The 17,297-nt window shown below is 35.5% G+C and carries 12 protein-coding genes and 2 pseudogenes; 3 read left to right on the top strand and 11 right to left on the bottom strand.

All coding sequences use genetic code 11. The features are described 5' to 3' along the window. Positions 1-69 precede the first annotated feature (69 nt). From H5J24_RS06855 to H5J24_RS26355, 11 genes and pseudogenes are all read right to left on the bottom strand, one after another. Positions 70-519: a VOC family protein gene (locus tag H5J24_RS06855; protein ID WP_068943818.1), complete on the bottom strand. Its 450-nt coding sequence runs from the start codon at positions 517-519 to the stop codon at positions 70-72. A gap of 41 nt (positions 520-560) precedes the next feature. After that, positions 561-932 (bottom strand): VOC family protein, encoded by a 372-nt coding sequence (locus tag H5J24_RS06850; protein WP_068943819.1) that lies wholly within the window; start codon positions 930-932, stop codon positions 561-563. A gap of 68 nt (positions 933-1,000) precedes the next feature. Further along, positions 1,001-1,471: a hypothetical protein gene (locus H5J24_RS06845; RefSeq protein WP_068943820.1), complete on the bottom strand. Its 471-nt coding sequence runs from the start codon at positions 1,469-1,471 to the stop codon at positions 1,001-1,003. Between the two features lie 10 nt (positions 1,472-1,481). Then, a complete protein-coding gene (locus tag H5J24_RS06840; RefSeq protein WP_068943821.1) occupies positions 1,482-1,937 on the bottom strand; it encodes a DUF1569 domain-containing protein in 456 nt (151 codons plus the stop codon). A gap of 314 nt (positions 1,938-2,251) precedes the next feature. Then, a complete protein-coding gene (locus H5J24_RS06835; protein ID WP_232816158.1) occupies positions 2,252-3,382 on the bottom strand; it encodes an ABC transporter permease in 1,131 nt (376 codons plus the stop codon). Positions 3,383-3,535: 153 nt separating this feature from the next. Continuing rightward, on the bottom strand, positions 3,536-4,492 hold the full coding sequence (locus tag H5J24_RS06830; RefSeq protein ID WP_068943823.1) for an HlyD family secretion protein: 957 nt from the start codon (positions 4,490-4,492) through the stop codon (positions 3,536-3,538). Positions 4,493-4,503: 11 nt separating this feature from the next. Further along, positions 4,504-5,922 carry a TolC family protein gene (locus H5J24_RS06825; RefSeq protein WP_068943824.1) on the bottom strand — a complete coding sequence of 473 codons (1,419 nt, stop codon included), beginning with the start codon at positions 5,920-5,922 and terminating at the stop codon, positions 4,504-4,506. 392 nt (positions 5,923-6,314) lie between these two features. Continuing rightward, positions 6,315-7,418, bottom strand: coding sequence for a T9SS type A sorting domain-containing protein (locus H5J24_RS06820; RefSeq protein WP_232816157.1), 1,104 nt, complete (start codon positions 7,416-7,418; stop codon positions 6,315-6,317). After that, positions 7,382-7,774 carry a hypothetical protein gene (locus tag H5J24_RS06815; protein ID WP_232816156.1) on the bottom strand — a complete coding sequence of 131 codons (393 nt, stop codon included), beginning with the start codon at positions 7,772-7,774 and terminating at the stop codon, positions 7,382-7,384. Before H5J24_RS06815 ends, H5J24_RS06820 begins: the two co-directional genes overlap by 37 nt. Positions 7,775-8,479: 705 nt before the next feature. Then, positions 8,480-8,911 carry an ecotin family protein gene (locus H5J24_RS06810; RefSeq protein ID WP_232816155.1) on the bottom strand — a complete coding sequence of 144 codons (432 nt, stop codon included), beginning with the start codon at positions 8,909-8,911 and terminating at the stop codon, positions 8,480-8,482. A gap of 43 nt (positions 8,912-8,954) precedes the next feature. Further along, a pseudogene (locus H5J24_RS26355) lies at positions 8,955-14,834 on the bottom strand (alpha-2-macroglobulin family protein). Positions 14,835-14,852: 18 nt separating this feature from the next. Between H5J24_RS26355 and H5J24_RS06790 the strand changes: the two are divergent. The 3 genes and pseudogenes from H5J24_RS06790 (at position 14,853) to H5J24_RS06780 (ending at position 17,273) form a co-directional block, all read left to right on the top strand. Beyond that, positions 14,853-15,608 carry a UbiA prenyltransferase family protein gene (locus H5J24_RS06790; RefSeq protein ID WP_068943828.1) on the top strand — a complete coding sequence of 252 codons (756 nt, stop codon included), beginning with the start codon at positions 14,853-14,855 and terminating at the stop codon, positions 15,606-15,608. 3 nt (positions 15,609-15,611) lie between these two features. After that, a pseudogene (gene recF, locus H5J24_RS06785) lies at positions 15,612-16,689 on the top strand (DNA replication/repair protein RecF). Beyond that, positions 16,686-17,273, top strand: a complete 588-nt coding sequence (locus tag H5J24_RS06780) for a hypothetical protein (protein WP_068943830.1) — start codon at positions 16,686-16,688, stop codon at positions 17,271-17,273. Before recF ends, H5J24_RS06780 begins: the two are co-directional and overlap by 4 nt. Positions 17,274-17,297 lie beyond the last annotated feature (24 nt).

Raw genomic sequence — 17,297 nt, 5'->3', positions numbered from 1 at the left:
ATCAAATAAAAAACCGGCAGTATGACTGCCGGTAGCTTATAACTATATTTCATATACGAAATAGTAATCTTAAGGATGCTGCTGCATTTTGGCAGGATCATCATAATTAACCATCCAGTTGATCCCGAATTTATCGGTAAACATCCCAAAATAAGCCCCCCAGAATGTATCGGCTAATGGCATTGTTACCTTCCCGCCTGCAGAAAGACCGTCAAATAATTTATTGGCTTCTTCCTTAGATTCTGCATTGATGGAAATTGAAAAATTGTTTCCTTCTTTAAAATCAGAAGCCCATTCTCCGCCTGTATCACTTCCCATTAATACAGTTTCTTTAGAAATAGGAAGGGTTACGTGCATAATTTTGTCCTTATCTTCTTCCGGAAGTTCTTTTCCTTCCATTGGAGGCATTTCTCCAAAGGTTCCGATATAAGGATATTCGCCTCCGAAAACCGACTTATAGAAATCGAATGCTTCTCTGCAATTTCCATTGAATGTTAAATAAACGTTTACTGATGCCATGATTGTTTTTTTAGTTAAGTTTTAATTTGTTTTGAATTCTGTTATCTATGCTGATCGATCAGGATCATATTTCCATCCGGATCTTTAAGGTACATATGTTCAGGACCTGAAGTGGTTTCATCCGCTTCTTTATCAATTTCCACTCCCCCTTCTTTTAAACGCTTCTGAATTTCACGCACATCATCAAACACCTCAAGGTTCTGTGCATTTTCATCCCAACCAGGATTAAAAGTCAGCATATTTCCATCAAACATTGCCTGAAACAGTCCGATCAGAGTAGATCCATTTTTCATGATCAGATAATTTTGCTCCGCAGCTCCTGCCATAGTTGTAAACCCTAATTTTTCATAGAAATCTTTGGACTTCTGAAGGTCTTTTACACTTAAGCTGATTGAAAATGCTCCCAGTTTCATATTTTTAAGATTAATTATGGACTAAGCCTTTTAGAAATTATTATTGATTATTAAAGACAAATTTGCTTTTACTGATTTTTCAAGCGGGTTTTAAACTCCAGACTTCCGTCATAGCTTTTCCAGTCACCGATCAGTTCAATATATTGTCCTTCTACTTTTTCAGTTTTTCTATTCCATTTAAAATTATAAACGAATCGTCCTTTAAAAACTCCCGAATGTTTTCCTTTATTCTCTTCTGCCAGTTCATATTCTCCAAATACAGTTCCCTGTTTTTTAGAGTCTTTATATTTTAAAATAGTGATTGTTCCTTCCCATTTGGTATAATTGGTATCTACGAGGGAATATCCTGAAACAAAATACTGCTGGTCATTTTTCTTATTTTGTTCAGAAATATTAATTTTAAGCTTCAGTTCCTGTCCTTTATTTCCAATGGTTCCGATATAGGGTTTACTGTTGTTCAGCCATGTATTTGAAATATCCGGCATTTGTGCCCACACAAAATTGCCAGCCAGTATAAAGAGTAATAAAAGTTTTTTCATATCGTGATTTTTAAACTCCGAATTGAGCCAAGTGATGGTTCAGATGTTTTGCAAACATATTGTTCCATTCCTGAGCTTTTAATTTTCCGAAAGAAAAAGATTCTTTACCATCAAAAGCATCTGCTCCCAATTGCTGAGTTTTTTGGATAAAACCAATCAATCTTCTCTTTTCTTCTTCAAAGTTTTTTCTTCCGGATATCAGGAATTGGGGTGCTGTAGGAGAATCTCTTGGATAAGCTTTTTCACCTACTACTTTAGATTTTACAAATGTTTTCAGAATAAACTTTGCAATAGATCCCGGTTTTTTATGTTTTTCCGGTTCATATACCATTTCATAAGTAATACAACAGTGTGCCAGCATCTGATCTACTGTCATTTTCCCCCATAATCCATGTGTATCTTCTACCAGCCTGTTTATCCTATCAATATAGTTTTGAGCGTCTTTTGCGTCAAATACATTTTCCATATACGATCTGTTTTTACTATAGACAAATATATCAGTTTTTTTGTTTGATTTTTAGGGTGGGAGAATTTTTTGTTGCAATGTTTGGGGTGTGAGTTTTTAGAGTTCGAGGGTTTGAGAGTTTGAGAGTATTAGTGTCAGTTTTATCTTTTCGCAACTATTCTATCTCAACTACCACTTGATGTCTGATAATTCCCCTCCACCGGAGGGGTGGCAAAAATTCAAAGAATTTTTGACGGGGTGGTGAATATAAATACAAATCCCGAATGAAAACCATGGTCGTCATTCGGGATTTACCTATTTCAAACTGATATCATTTATTTAGTCTCCTCTTCAGAAGCTCCTTCCAAAGCAATTTCTTGCGGAACTGCTTTCTTAAAGATAAACCAAAGCTTGACCTTCAAAGCAATCCATCCTATAATGGCATAAACTACTAAAAGAATGCTTAAATGTTTCAAATAGGGGAAAGTAAGCTCTACAGATCCTTTCTGAATCAACAGAATTTTAAACGCCTGTAAGAACGGAGTCAAAGGAATGATATTTGCAATAAATTGTACAAATGCCGGCATGGCGCTTAATGGCCAAGTAAATCCACTAATGATAAAGGCAGGAGAAGCAATGACCATAAGGATTTGGGTGGCCTTCAAAGCATCCGGAATTAATATACTGATGAATACCCCAAGAAATGATACAGAACCAACAAAAACGGCTGTCAGAAGAATGAAATTAAGTATTCCTTCCGGCATCGGAACCCTGAAGATCATGTGCATGAAGTAATAAATACCTACAATAAGAATAGAAGATATCCAAATAGGAATTACTTTAATCAGCATCGTTGGAAATGCCCACTTCTTCATTTTTACATACTCTTCTACAAAAGATCCTCTTTGGAATTCTGCTGCAAAGCTTACCGCCATTGCCAGCAAAATAACCTGTTGTAATACTACCGCCAACATTGCCGGCCACATAAAGATCAGATAATTTCCGGTAGTGTTAAAAAGAGTAATATAATTGGCTTTGAAAGGTTCATATTGGGTTGCAGCTTTGGCTGCTGGCATTCCTGCTTTCTGCAGTGCTTTAATGGATGCTCCTGCTGAAAATGTCCCTATTGTAAGCTGAAGCGCTTTGGAAGCAAAATTGGCTGTTAAAACGTTTCCTGTATTGATATAAACATTCAATTCAGGATATTTTTTCTGGAGCATATCTCCCTCAAACCGGGACGGGATAATGACCACTGCTGCTGCTTCATGCCGTATTACTTCATCCTTTATGCTCAGCGGTTCCTGAATATATTTGATGATCTTAATACTCTTATTATCATCCAGCATTTCTGTTAATTGGTTTGATAACGGAGTATTATCTCTATCAATAACTAATACAGGTGTATTTTCAACTTTTCCGCTTTGGTAAACAAACCCCAGCAAAGTGGCATAAAAGATCGGTGCCACGAAGAACACTGTTCTTAATGTTGAATTGCTGAAAAAAGCTTGAACTCTCGTTTTAAAAGACGGAAAAATTCTTTCATCTCTATATTTTAATATTTTAAATAACCAGACGGAAGCCCTATTTATAGAAGCAAACCGCCCTATTTCTTTTCATAATTATTTCAGGATCACATTGGCATTTACCAAAAGGCTTTTGGCCTTATTCATGTCTGTTGGTTTTACTTTAATCTCGTAAATAGCATCCTGCAACTGATAGTCTGGGTATGCTGTAGTGATATCGGCATATCTTGTAAGCTGTTTGATATATACAACAGTTCCCTGAAGGTTTTCTTTATTGTAAACAATCTGCATATTCACATTCTGCCCTTTTTTGTATTTTGAAATAGCACTTTCAGGAACGGTGAATCTAAAATAAGTACTTTCAGGAATATATCCATTGAACAAAGCAAACCCTGCGGTTGCCAATTCACCTGTATTCAAGCTGATGGTTTCAATTTCCATATCATTGGTAGCAATGATATATCTTTCCGAGTAGGCTACGTTGGCTTCCTGTAGTGCTCCTTTTGCCTGGGAAGCCTGTCCCGCTGCCATTTCCACTTTTTCAAAACGGGTTCCTCTGTTCACATCATCCAACTCTGCTACTACAGCATCATATTGTGCTTTTGCTCCTTGCAGCTTTGCATATACTTCATCATGTGCCTGTGGAGACATTAAACTATCGCGGAACATATTATTAGCTCTTCTGTAGGACTTTTGAGCAAAATCATATTGTTCTTTCAATCCTTTGTATTTTGCCTGAAGCTGTCTTAGCTGATCAGGTGTAGCTCCATTTTTAGCCATCTGTTCCTGAGCTGTAGCAGCACTCACAGCACCTTGTGCCTGAGCTATTTTTGCAGATACTTCCGGAACATCAAGCTGAGCCAGAGTATCTCCTTTTTTTACCGTCTGTCCTTCGGCAACATATATTTTTAAAATCCTTCCGGTTACTTTTGGAGCAAATGAGATGACATCCTTTTTAGTTTTTCCTTCCGGTTCTTTAATTTTTTCGTTTTTCTTATCACAACTTCCCAGTAAAAACAGAGAAGCAAAGACTATAGCTATATTTTTATGCATCATTTTAATTTTTATGGGATTAAATAAAATTTGGTAATATCCAGCTCCTGAGTTGCTCTCATCAGTTCTATTCCTGCTCTTCTCTGGTTAAAAATGGCATTCTGATATTCCAGTTCTGAAGCTTCAAGATCATTTTCGGCATCAATCAGCTGGGATGATTTGCTCATTCCGTATCTGAATTCTTTTTCAGCCTGTATCAATGCATTTTTAGCCAGCTCTTTTTCTTTAGCTTTTAAAGTAATTTGTGCAGTAGCAATGTCATAGTTGGTCTGGTTATTTGCCAGATTTAATGATAATTTTTTCAATGCATCTTCTTTCTGGTTCTGCAGCACTTCTTTACCTACTTTAGCCGTTTCTTCAGCGTGTTTTCCTTCTTTCCCGTCAAAAATCTCCCATTTAAATCCAACTCCGGCGGTGATTAAAGGGAAGATGTTCACATTATTGGGACTCCAGTCTAATTTTTTGCCTTCATATCCCAGAATCGGAACAGCCGGAACTATATTTTCAGAGCTTTTGATATGGTTTCCGTACAATCCGATATAGTAAGCGGAAGCCATCAGCTGAACTTTTGGAATCATCCAGGTCCTTTCTGCTTTTATTTTATAGTCTGCAGCAGCAATCCCATGCTCAAGGGCACGAACTTCAGCTCTTTGCTCTATTCCTTTTTCTGCCGCTAAGAGCTCTACAGGAGACAATACCGGATCGATCATTCTCAGACGTTCTTTAGTAATTCCCGTTAAAATATAAAGCTGGGTAAGAAGCAGTTCTTTTTTCCCTTCATATTCTACTACCTTTGCATTTAAAGTAGCCTGAGCCAGTTCAATTTTTTTGTGATCGTAAGGCGTAATCAAACCGTAGCCTAATGCTTTATCAGCTGTTTTTTTGTTGATGTCCAGTCTTTTTTTACTTTCATCCAATACCTTTTTAGACTGATGGATCAGTGCCAATTGGTCATAGGCTCTGGAAATACTGGCAACAACCTCATCTCTGGATTTTTCTAACAGAACATCTTCAGATTTTTTCTTTTCTTCAACAGCCTTTTTCAGATACTTGACCTTTCCACCGGAATACACAAGCATCTTAGCTTCTGCTTTGGCAACTCCTGAAAATCCGGATACATTGAAGTTATTGTTGAAAGCACCCTCAGCAATATTGATAAAAGGGGCCAGATTAATTTCCGGTGACGTAAGTCTTGCTGTTCCGTTAAGGTACCCCGCTTTACCGCTTAATTCCAAAGTAGGAAGAAAGATATCTTTTAACTTGTGCTCGTCAAGATCGGTAAGTTTGTTTTGGGTCATCTGCATCTTCAGGTTCGAGTCCCGAACCATTGCACTATCCAGAAGTTCTTTAAAATCCGGCGCAGACTGTGCCCAGCCCAAAGCAGGAAAAGCAAAAAAACTAAACGTAAAAATCAATAAATTGTTTTTCATGGTTTATGTTTATAACAAATATAATGCAAAAAATGTTAAAATACTCAAAGATAATTTAACAAAACCATGAATTTAAAATAAGTTTAAAATCTGTTTAAGTATAAAAGTCTTTGAAATAAAGTCTTATCAAAACCGTTTAAAAGTTAATTAAAAACTAAAAAAACCGAAAAAAATATTTAATTCACTTTTTACCTTTTATTTTCACCCCCTTTCTCACTGTCAATAAAGGATTGTACTTACATCTTATTAAAAAACAGTTATTATTTCTGATTCTCCTCACTAACTTACAGACCTTTAAAAGGAACAAAAAAGGAGATTGACTGTAAGGTCAATCCCCTTCGTGTACAACGATGGTCTGTACATACAAAAGTTATTATACAGGATATTGTCTTCTATCTTGAAAGTATAATTTTTTGTGAAAAGGTTTCTCCATTTCTGGTCTGTACATTCACTATATAGACACCTCCCGGCAATGATGACGGTAACTCAAAAGTTTCAGACCTGAATTTTGACCGATACACTTCTTTTCCGGCTGCAGTAAGAACAGAAATATCAGAACCTACCAAAAGGATGTTTCCTCCAAGCGTAATCTTACCCTGGCTCGGATTAGGAGATACAATGAGTGTTTCTTTCTTTGCCGGAGCAACTTTTGAGGATGTAGTACTTCCTGAGGTACACCCCGGAAGTATTCCATAAGAACATGCGAGGGATTTTACCTCAGTGGCAGTTAATGCCCGGTCATATATGATAAGATCGTCTATTCTTACATTGTTAAGCCCAATATAAGTACTTGTAGTTCCTGGTTGCGTATAGGTTTGAATACACTTCGGGTTTCTTCCATTCTTGTAAAGACAGAGACTTTTTGTCTCATTGTTCCAAACCGTGGTAAAATGAAGCCATGTATTTTTTTCAATAGGTTGATCGGCAAACTCATTATGAAAATCATCCTTATCAACCAATGCAGCTAGTCCGCCCTCGAAGTATTCATATTCATTTGAAATTGTAGCACCAGAAATTGTCTTTATTGTGAGTTTTCCTAAGCTACCGAAAGCAAGTGCATCTGCTTTCATCCAAAATGCATAAGTCTCTGAACCTGCCTGTCTGGAGGAACCTACCTGATTAATTAAATATGCATTATTCGTTACGGTAGGACCGTAGGCAGCCTGTCCACATATCATATCGTTCGTCTGGAAGTCTACCACGTTAGTGGTTAGGTTATACCCCGACATCAGTTCTTCGCCATTTCCATCAAACGGATAATAATATAAAGGATCAAGAGGAGGATTACCACACTTGGCAAATTTTCCCGGAGTGTGGTAAGCATAAAACACCTGTAATCCATTATTCAGGCCGAGAAGGCCTCCATTTAAAGTTATCCTGATCTTATCAAAGTATTTAGTAGGGGTAAACTCAATGATTCCTTGCTTGGGATCCTGCCCGACCTTCAACATCGTATTATCTACAACCTTTGAATCATTATTGGATATAGTTCCCATAAAGGATTCCACTGTAACTCCCCCAAAAGACCTACAGAAAGCGCAGCACTAGGCCTGCCTATACCTATTACTACCTTTCTAAAGTGCTTAGTGGTAGCAGCGGGAAAAGATAAATTCAGCTCTCCCCTTCCTGCAACACCGATAGGAATGTTTAACAATGCAAAATCACTTTCATTATTCCCCACGGCTTTTTCTGGTGAACTTATACTACAAAACAGACACACTCCTGTAATACTATGGGTTTCACTGGTTGCATAAATTTTTTCCTGTGCGTAGAAAAATGATTGGCTGATAAGCAAAAATGCCATGATGCTAACTCCCCGCATCAGACTCCTGTGTAAAAATGAATTTTTCATAAATTTATTGTTTTAGATGATTTGGTTGTAATAATTGTAATAAATAGAATAATAAATAAGGCAGATACCGTTTGACATCATATCTTCTATGAAGCTCTCCTAATAGCTCATGAGATAAAGGTCATTTTGTCTTTATCTATTTTTGTATGATATAATAAAATTACTATCCGCTCTTCCCGCAGTGACAATACGTTTATAAAAAAGAAATACTCTTTTTTACTATTTCAAAATATTGCAGAGCAGGTATAATACGTCCAACCTTATTCCGAAGAATCAAGATTTGGGGTTCCGATAAAAAAGTATTTGTTTGGGAACGTAAATAGATTTCCTGTCACCCCCTCTATGCAAGGGTTTGGTAATAAATTAATTTTCATGTGTTGTTTAAGTTTTATGTTCATATAAATTTATAAATAAAACAAATATGTTGATATATTATTTTTCATAAATTAAAAATATTAAACTTTTATTAAAATTAAAGATAACTATCATTCACATACCTAACCCCAATCTATTGTTACATGTGAAACGATTATGATTCTGAAAAACTGCTAAAAAAACAATCATTATCTCCTATTGAGGGGTATGTAAAGCAAAAAACTCCCCACATCACTGTGAGGAGTTTTCTGTTTATAATAAGCTTGCAAATTTTACTTTTGAACTGCTTTTTTCATTGTGTTATCTGGTCTTAATACTCTGTAACGAACTTCAATATCTTTTGGTACATAGGAATACCAATGGCAGTTTACTATTGTATCTTACGATTTCCGGCTTAAGGGTGACAAACTTTTTAGTCAGTTTTTTATCCAGACAAGCCATTAATGTTCCTGCCGTTTCTCCTTTGGATTCTACTTCATAATAGTTGTATCCCCATCCCTGAAGATCCTGACTTTTCATTTCTCCCATTAAAGAGTAATTGTTGCAGTCTAACATTTTTTCCGCTCCTACAAAAACTTCTACTTTTAAATCGTTTTCATTTTTTGCAACAGGAAGCTGGATATATACTTGTTTGTATCCTTCTTTAGCTTTTGGGAACATTTCAATTTGTAGTTTTTCAAACTTTTCAGCTTTCTTTTGAGCGAAAGCACTTACTCCAGCCATCAATACCAATCCAGTAATTAAAGTTTTTGAAAATTTCATTTTATTTGGTTTTAAATTTTACGTATTTCCTAATAGCCAAAAATCATTCCAAAATCTGAATACCGGTTCCTTTTGTGTGTGCATTCATCTGAGGAGCATAGTAGTTCTGCATTGTAGTAATGCCGTTTGAGAACTTTCCAGATGCATTAGCAACTACATCATATTCAAACACATATTTACCTTTTGGCATATATTGAATATAGAAATTTGTGGACGCATCTTTAGTAGATTGATAATATCCTAAATTATTTTTCCACTGGTATCCTGATAAGGCATCAAGAGGTTCAAATCCTGCAGCTCTCATATCTTTAATATGAATGAACTCCATCGCTCTGTCTGTATTCAGAATCATTCTTACGGTTACTTTGTCTCCTACTTTTAATGGAGTTTCCGTTGAAATTTTCTGAAGCTCTTCACCATTTACCGTTTTCACTTTTTTATACAGTTCTTTGGTTACTGAAATATAATTTTCAGATGACTTGATTTTATCCAGATCTTCATAATATTGCCAGAATAAACCTCCCTGAACAATTCCTGGACCAGGTTTGGTTACCGTAACGGTTCCCAGGTTTTTATCTATTGCATCTGTTTTCACTGTTGATTTCACATATCCTGTTGCCTGAGTTTGAGGAACAATCTCTTTTCCGCCCCAGACAATGGTTGCTTTATCACTTTCAGCACCCGTCCATGATTTCCCTGAGTTTAAGATGGTAAAGATCACTTCAGCAGTTCCTCTTGAGCTTCCCCAAGAGTTTACTTCTTTCTGAGTGACCAGCCATATCTTCATTTCTTCTATAAAGTTGGTGTCGTTTGCTTTTAAAGTATTGAACGCTTCCAATGCTCCTGCATGGTTTACTACTTTTGAACTGAACCAGCCCCAATCGTTAAGATTCTGCTTCCAGTATACTCCTTGTGTTTTGGTATCTGTAGAAGTTTCTTTAAGGTAATTCATCAGTTTATCAGAGACATCTTTCACTCCATAATCACTCATCAATAAAGCAGCACGGTGAAGTCCGAAGAATGTAAAATCGGTAATTTTTGCCGTTTTTGCTTTTTGTTTAACCAACGTTTTCAGGGCGGCTCCTTTTCCTTTTAAAGGATATTGTTTTTCCCAGTAATTTCTGGTATCCAGATAATCAAGAACCCAGTTACTCCAGACATTTTCTTTCTTAGTATCGGCATATTTGCTGATCTCGTTATCTACATACTGGATCAGTTTTGATACTAAAGCATTTTGTCCTGAGCTTTGATACTCTTTTGCATTATCTTTTAACCATAGATTAAGTTTTCCTAAGTTCTTAAGAATATATAATGACGTACTATAAGAACTTGGATATCCGGCATACCAAGAGAATCCACCATCAGGATTTTGCAGCTTACTGAAATCATCCCAATTCTGATTGATTGAATTTCTCATCGTGTTGACATCAAACAGAAGTGCAAGTTTTTGCATCTGTTCAGCTTCATTTTTACTTTCCAGTACCCATGGAGTTTCATCCAATAACAATTGTTTTAATTCCTGATTCTTTTCAAGATTTGAATTCAATAATCCTTTGCCCTGATACTCATCAAATACGGTCTTCATTTTAGGATTAGCTTTGAATATCTCAGAAGCCAATACATCTGCAAACCACTTATTGAAAACTACATCCGCAGAACTGTTCTGATCGTTTTTCAGACTAGGAAGCGCAAACATAATCTCCCAGATTGGATTGGTAGTTAATTCCAATGTATTAGAAACATTTGATGCTGTTGTAGAAGTGTTATTTTTAAGGTTATCTAATACAAAAGTCTTTGTTTCTCCTTCTTTTACAAAAACAGGTACAGCATCAGTAACCAGCATTCTGTTGGGTAATACAGCCACTGCCTGTTGTTCTCCGTCAGAATAAGCGCCAGCTTTTGCTACCACTTTTAAAATGATAGAAGACACATTGTTTGGAACCTTTAATTTCCATGTTAATGCTCCGTTTCCGTTTTCATTTAAATCAAAATTCTGTGTTCCTGAAGTGATTCCGAATTTTGAAGAAATGTTTTCATTGGTGAAGGCATCTAAAATTTGCAATTCGGCAGAACCATTCATTTTTTTATTGGTAAGATTGGATAGTTTTGACTGTAAATTCAGCTCATCGCCTTCTCTTAAGAATCTCGGATAGTTTGGAGTCACTGAGAATTCTTTCTGCGTTACCACCTCTTTCTCCAATGTAGCAGCTCTTGCATCTTTTGTATGAGCAAGGAACATTAATTTCCACTTTGTTAAAGCCTCCGGAGAAGTGAATTCAAAGTTTACGTTTCCTTCTGCATCGGTTTTCAGATCCGGATAGAAGAATGCTGTTTCGTTTAAATTCTGACGTACAGGAACTTTTTCCAGTGATTCTTTGGATTCAGACTGCTCTGCTACTGCTGCATCAGCAACCTGAATTCCTGCCACTCTGCCCATAACCATTTCTTCAATAGCAACTTCTTTATTACTAGCAATTGGTGCTGCTGTAGGAGCAGGTTGAACACTTTTATATCTTCTTGTACTAGATATTTTTCCTCCATTTCCTCCCAGACTATAAAACAAGCTACCATCAAACCAGTTAAATTCAGGAACCGTCACATAATTTCCATTGAAATATTTCAATCGTTTCTGATAGCTTTTCTGCAACAGATATTCTCTGACATCATAAGAACTAATAATATTGAATGGTGTATACAGTTTATCCCAGCCATAGGTATTCACAGCAAACTGGTCTAAGGACATATCGTACATATTGGCCAACACTTCTGCATTCACCTTTTCTTTATCGTTTCCGGTAACTTTTACCGTCCATTTTTCTTTTGAATTCGGTTCTAGTTTATCTCTGAAAGTATCCGTCTCAATTTTTAAAGGTTTTTCTGTATCCTTAATCTTCAAAACAGCTGTTTCTGTCTGTACATCGTTATAAGCAACCAACTGGAACTGAAGGTTAAGTTCTGAAACACTTTTCTCTTTTGGAATATCTGCCGTGTATTCCAAAATTCCTTTTTAAATTGATGGGTTTCTGTGATCGTTTTCCCAGATCCATTCTGAATAAATACATTCACTAGGGCATCAGGAATGGCAGAATACACATATATTTTCGCTTTTTCGCCTCTTGAAACTTCATCTTTAGGAGTAATAACCGTTAAGAATGTTTTCTGAGCCGGTTTCAAAGCACCTTTATCCCAAACACTGAAATATTGAGAAGCTTTAATCGTATCTCTTCCTTCAATATTGAACAATTCCAACTGATAATCTCCTGCTTCAAGTTTTCCAAGATCTAAATCGGAAACCTGGCTATCAGAAGCTGGTTGCTGCTGTTTTTCAATAACTACTTTTTCTGTTTTCCAGTTTTTGATATCATCATTTTTATCAAACAAATCGTGTGGAAACTTGCTGATAAATTCTGTTTTTGAATATTGAGGCAGATTCTGAACTTCAGTTTTGAAATTATCTCTGAAAATCCGATCCGGAGCAGCCAGTTTTGACAGCTTAACCTGATAGGCTTTTTTTAAGAGCCTGTTCGTTATAATTTTTAGTTTCAACTTTTAGTTTTGCATTCTCATCACTGAATATATTTTTGATTTCATCAGCTTTGATATAGTGAGAAACGGATGCAACTTTCAGATCTGTATTTGCCGTTTGAGTTTCTCCATTAATATCCGTAACAGAAGCATTGATCTGATAGTTATCAATCTGAATTCCTTCTAACTTTTCATCTTTCTTAAGGTCTAAACGGATCACAAACTCTCCTTTTTCATTGGTTTTGGCTTCTCCTAAAATTGAGTTTTCATTGTCATTTCCTCTTGGGTACCACCAGAAATATCTCCAACGGATATTTTGTTTTTTGATCTCGTAATTTACGGTTGTGTTGCTCAAAGCTACCCCGGAAAACATCATCGCTTTACCTTTTAATTCTATGGTCTGACCGTATTTGTATTCATCTTTTACGGGCTCGAAGGACACTTCAAACTTTGGTCTTTTGTACTCTTCTACCCTGATATCTTTATACCCCTGACTGTCTCCATCTGTATTCAGGAAAAACGTACCGTTCAGTTTCCCTTTTGGCAGCATAAAGCTACCGTGATAGGAACCAAATTCATTCGTGGTAAAACTTTGAGACGAGACTTCCTGATTGTTAGCATCCATCAAAGTAATCTTTTGCTTCACTCCTGAAAGTACAGATTCTGTTTCATTATTTAATCTGGTATTCACTACTTTGAAATAAACCATCTGCCCAGGTCTGTAGATTGCTCTGTCTGTAAAGATCTGTGCTTTGGAACGGGCTTGTTTGTTCGGATTATATTCTTCAAGTCCATTATTTCCATATATCTGCATGATCTGGAAATCATTGGTTTTAGGCTGCTGAATCAGATAGGTCCTGTAATATTCTTTATTGGCTGTAGCAGGAAATTTAAAGACTCCTTTTTCATTGGTTTTTCCTTCAATTTTATTGATTGAATTGCTATTGGTAAATTCATAAAAACTCAGGTTTTCATTCGTTACCGGTTTTCCATTTTCACTGTTTACTAATTTCAATTCGTCTGCAAGTGAATTCCTTGAGGATCTGGACTGGTAAATAATCTTGTTTCCCGAAACCAGAAAATAGAAGTTCTTTTCAGGATCATTATCTTTTGTATCCGTTCCTGCTGCAAATGCTGCAACATACACTCCGGAAGGAAGAGGTTTTATCTCCAATGAGGTTTTATGAAGCTGATAATCTTTCGGATCTGTAAGCTGATACGTTTCCTTTCTTACCAGATTCTTTTTTACTTTACTGAAATAATTATTGGCATAAGAATTCTGTACATACTGCATCAGAGATGTAAAATCTTCTTTTACCTCATAAATGTTGATGGAAAACTCTGACACATTCTTAGACTCCGCAATAAAATGAATCGGTAGATTATTTTGAGTCTGTTTTTCATATTTGATGCTCAATACCGGATTAGTGATTTGGGCCTCTTTGCTTTTGATATTTTCAAGGAAAGGAGATTTTGGGTACTCGCTTTTAGCCTGAGCCGCCACTGCAATTGCCTCTTTTGCTTTATTTTTCATCATCAGCTCATTCATGATATCTTCCATGATGACTACTTTATAATCCCCTTGGGCATCAGACTTCAATAGCTTCTGAAGCTGTTCCAATTTATCTTTACATTGATTGAAATCACAGTTATTCACCAATTTATCTTTCATAAAATACAGCTTGGCATTCCCATTATTCTGTGCAATCAATTCATCAAAAATCACATTAATTGAAGTTCTGTTCTCTGTAAGTTCATTTTTTGTAAAAATATTATTTTCAGATAAAAAGGCAATTTTTTTGAGAGCATACCAATCATATAAACTCGGAAAATAAGCGATATCTTTTGTTTCCGAAAACAATACCTTATATTTTTCCAAAGAAGCTTTCTTCATGTCCTGTTTCTGCTGATCCAGCTCCTGACAGCTTTTGGTTAAATAATTTTTAAAATCAAGTTTAGTCCAGGTCTCAATCTGTGCAACATCCTGCGTATTGATATTGGTTCGTCCGTTGATCTTCCAATAATTCTGATTGTAATAATCAAGAAAAAAACCATTGAGAAGGACTTTGTATACCAGTTTCTCTTCTCCTTTCAGCTTTCCTTCTGCCTCCTGAAGTTTTTTAAAGAATTTTGAAGCAGCATCATTCTGATTGTCATCTACAGTTTGGTTTACAATACTGAACTCTGCTTTCAGGGAACGGATCAACTGAATAGTATTATTTTCTTTCATAGCTTGGTTTTCTAGGTCTAAAATAATGGGTAGATTAGATTTATAAGCACCTTTCTGACTGTTTTCAGCTATTTTTTTCCACTGGTCATCATAATATTTCTGTGCGAAAACCGGTGAAAAGCCCAATGATAGCAATGAAAGCATAAATATCTTGGAAAATCTTTTCATATATATTAATTTTGATAAATGAACATTATAAAAATACTGAAAAAAACCGTCATAGACAGCCAAATTTATGTCTCCTTAATGGGAACTTTTTTTGCAGTATTTTTCATGAAAGAGCAAAACACATTCCGTTTTCCCACTATTCTTCTGATTTTCATCACGTATTTCAGTGGATATATTTACACTAAGTATCAATACACTAAATATTTTTTCAGAATATTATTTCTGAATGCTCTTGCCGGCATTGCCTGTGCATTTTTAATTATTCACAATCATAATGAAGTAAGATTACTGAAGTGGTTTATCATTGTTGTTCTGGGATTATTGTATAACAGTTTTTTCCTGGATGTTTATATCCGGAAGATTCCTTTACTAAAAGTATTTTATGTAGGATTGGTCTGGGCATTGGTCAATTGCTGGCTGACGCTTCCTGAGTTCAGTCTGCCCATTTTCCTGATCAGTTTCTTTTATATTACGGCATTAGTGCTTCCGTTTGACATCCGGGATATGAATAGTGATACCGTAAAAACTTTCCCCACGCTGATTGGTGTTCAAAATACAAAGTATATTGCATACGGAATGGTTTTCATCAGCTGCATTATTGGAGTTTTTTATCTAAAACCAATATATGCCACGGCATTTTTTCTGTCGAGTATTGTCACTTATATTTTCATTTATTTCTCTGAAAATAAAAGAGATGACACTTATTTTTCATTCGGAGTAGAAACATGTTCTGCACTTCCTTTTTTATTTTTACTAATAATGGAGTATTTTTGACAAATGATTATCAAGAAGATTTCCCTATATAATTTCAAAAACCATTCTGAGAAAAAGTTTGAATTTTCCCCACAGATCAATTGTTTTGTGGGCAATAATGGGGTGGGTAAAACCAATATCCTGGATGCTCTTCATTATTTATCAGTAGGTAAAAGTTTTTTGGGGAATACGGATCTCAACAACATCAAAAAAGAGGAAGATTTTTTCACGATTGATGCAGAGATCCAGAATGAAGACGGTGAAGATAATATCAGAATCACTCAACCGAAAGAAGCCAAAAAAATCATAAAAAGAATGATAAAAGCTATGACAGGCTTGCCGATCATATTGGTTATCTTCCTAGTGTTATGATCTCACCTTACGATTCCAACCTTATTTCCGATTCCGGGGAAAGCAGAAGAAAGTTTCTGGATGCCATGATTTCTCAAACAGATTCTGAGTATCTTTTGATCTGATCCAGTATCAAAAAACAATTCAGCAGAGAAATGCTTTATTGAAATATTTTGCCAAAAACAGAACCTGGGATAAGGAATCGCTGGAAATTTATGATGATCCAATTACCCGATTTGGAACCAAAATTTTTAATAAAAGAAAGGTATTTGTAGAACAATTAAATCCTATTGTTCAGAACTTTTATCAGATTATTTCAGGTGGAAAAGAAACAGTATCTGTGATCTATGAATCTCACTTGCTAGAAAATACTTTTGAAGAACTTTTAAAAGAAAGCCTTGAAAAAGACCGAATGCTCACTTATACATCCAAAGGAATTCATAAAGATGATCTTCTTTTTGAAATGGATCATGTTCTCATTAAAAAAATAGGATCTCAGGGACAGCAGAAGTCTTTCCTGATTTCTTTAAAGCTTGCTCAGATGAGTTTAGTAAAGGAACTGACCAAAAAGACCCCTATCCTTTTGCTGGATGATATATTTGATAAGCTTGATGATACAAGGGTTTCTCAATTGATCGAATTAGTAAATAAAGAAAACTTCGGACAAATCTTTATTACAGATACCCATAGAGAAAGAACGGAAAGTGTGGTAAAGAAAATCAATGAAGAAAGTATAATCTTTGAGGTATGATTAAAAGATATTTACTTTTGGTATTGGTTTTTATTTTTTTTATTTCATTTGGTCAGAAAAAATATTCTATATCTGAAATATTAAATACTTTCCCCTTAAGTAAAGCTACCAAAGTAAAAATTATTTCCTACAATACAGATTTTCTAGGTGAGTTTGCCCTTCTGCCGCCACCACCCAATAAAAAGTTAGATTCTATTCAGCTTAAAGAATATTATGATCATTTAAAAAAGCCTATTAAACTTGCAGAAAATATTTCAAAAGAAAATTTTAATGAGATTAAAGAGTCAAAAACATTAAATTTAACTGAAACCCTAGAATTATCGAAGCTGCTTTTTAATACTTGTGGGAAATTCCCAAATGATAGACGTGAATTAAGTATGTGTTTTTTTCCTAGAAATGCCATTCTTTTTTACGACGAAAGTGATAAGGTTTTTGATTTTCTGGAAATTTGTTTTGAGTGTCGCAGAATGCGACCTTTATCTGAAAAAGCAACAGAAATAAATGGCATGTGTAACAAATTTTACCCAAAACTGGAGAAATATTTTCAAAACAAAGGATTAAAAACACAGTTCAATCCAAGATAATTTGATCCACTGTCAATTTACAAT

The sequence above is a fragment of the Chryseobacterium capnotolerans genome, from assembly GCF_021278965.1.
GTDB lineage: Bacteria > Bacteroidota > Bacteroidia > Flavobacteriales > Weeksellaceae > Chryseobacterium > Chryseobacterium capnotolerans.
The sequence above is the reverse complement of the archived record's forward strand: the minus strand, read 5'-3'. Positions and strand labels throughout refer to the sequence as shown.

Excerpts from the sequence above, each read along its gene's own strand:
- H5J24_RS06855 (WP_068943818.1), bottom strand. The coding sequence starts at position 519 with ATGGCATCAGTAAACGTTTATTTAACATTCAATGGAAATTGCAGAGAA.
- H5J24_RS06850 (WP_068943819.1), bottom strand. The coding sequence starts at position 932 with ATGAAACTGGGAGCATTTTCAATCAGCTTAAGTGTAAAAGACCTTCAG.
- H5J24_RS06845 (WP_068943820.1), bottom strand. The coding sequence starts at position 1,471 with ATGAAAAAACTTTTATTACTCTTTATACTGGCTGGCAATTTTGTGTGG.
- H5J24_RS06840 (WP_068943821.1), bottom strand. The coding sequence starts at position 1,937 with ATGGAAAATGTATTTGACGCAAAAGACGCTCAAAACTATATTGATAGG.
- H5J24_RS06830 (WP_068943823.1), bottom strand. The coding sequence starts at position 4,492 with ATGCATAAAAATATAGCTATAGTCTTTGCTTCTCTGTTTTTACTGGGA.
- H5J24_RS06825 (WP_068943824.1), bottom strand. The coding sequence starts at position 5,922 with ATGAAAAACAATTTATTGATTTTTACGTTTAGTTTTTTTGCTTTTCCT.
- H5J24_RS06820 (WP_232816157.1), bottom strand. The coding sequence starts at position 7,418 with ATGGGAACTATATCCAATAATGATTCAAAGGTTGTAGATAATACGATG.
- H5J24_RS06815 (WP_232816156.1), bottom strand. The coding sequence starts at position 7,774 with ATGAAAAATTCATTTTTACACAGGAGTCTGATGCGGGGAGTTAGCATC.
- H5J24_RS06810 (WP_232816155.1), bottom strand. The coding sequence starts at position 8,911 with ATGAAATTTTCAAAAACTTTAATTACTGGATTGGTATTGATGGCTGGA.
- H5J24_RS06790 (WP_068943828.1), top strand. The coding sequence starts at position 14,853 with ATGAACATTATAAAAATACTGAAAAAAACCGTCATAGACAGCCAAATT.
- H5J24_RS06780 (WP_068943830.1), top strand. The coding sequence starts at position 16,686 with ATGATTAAAAGATATTTACTTTTGGTATTGGTTTTTATTTTTTTTATT.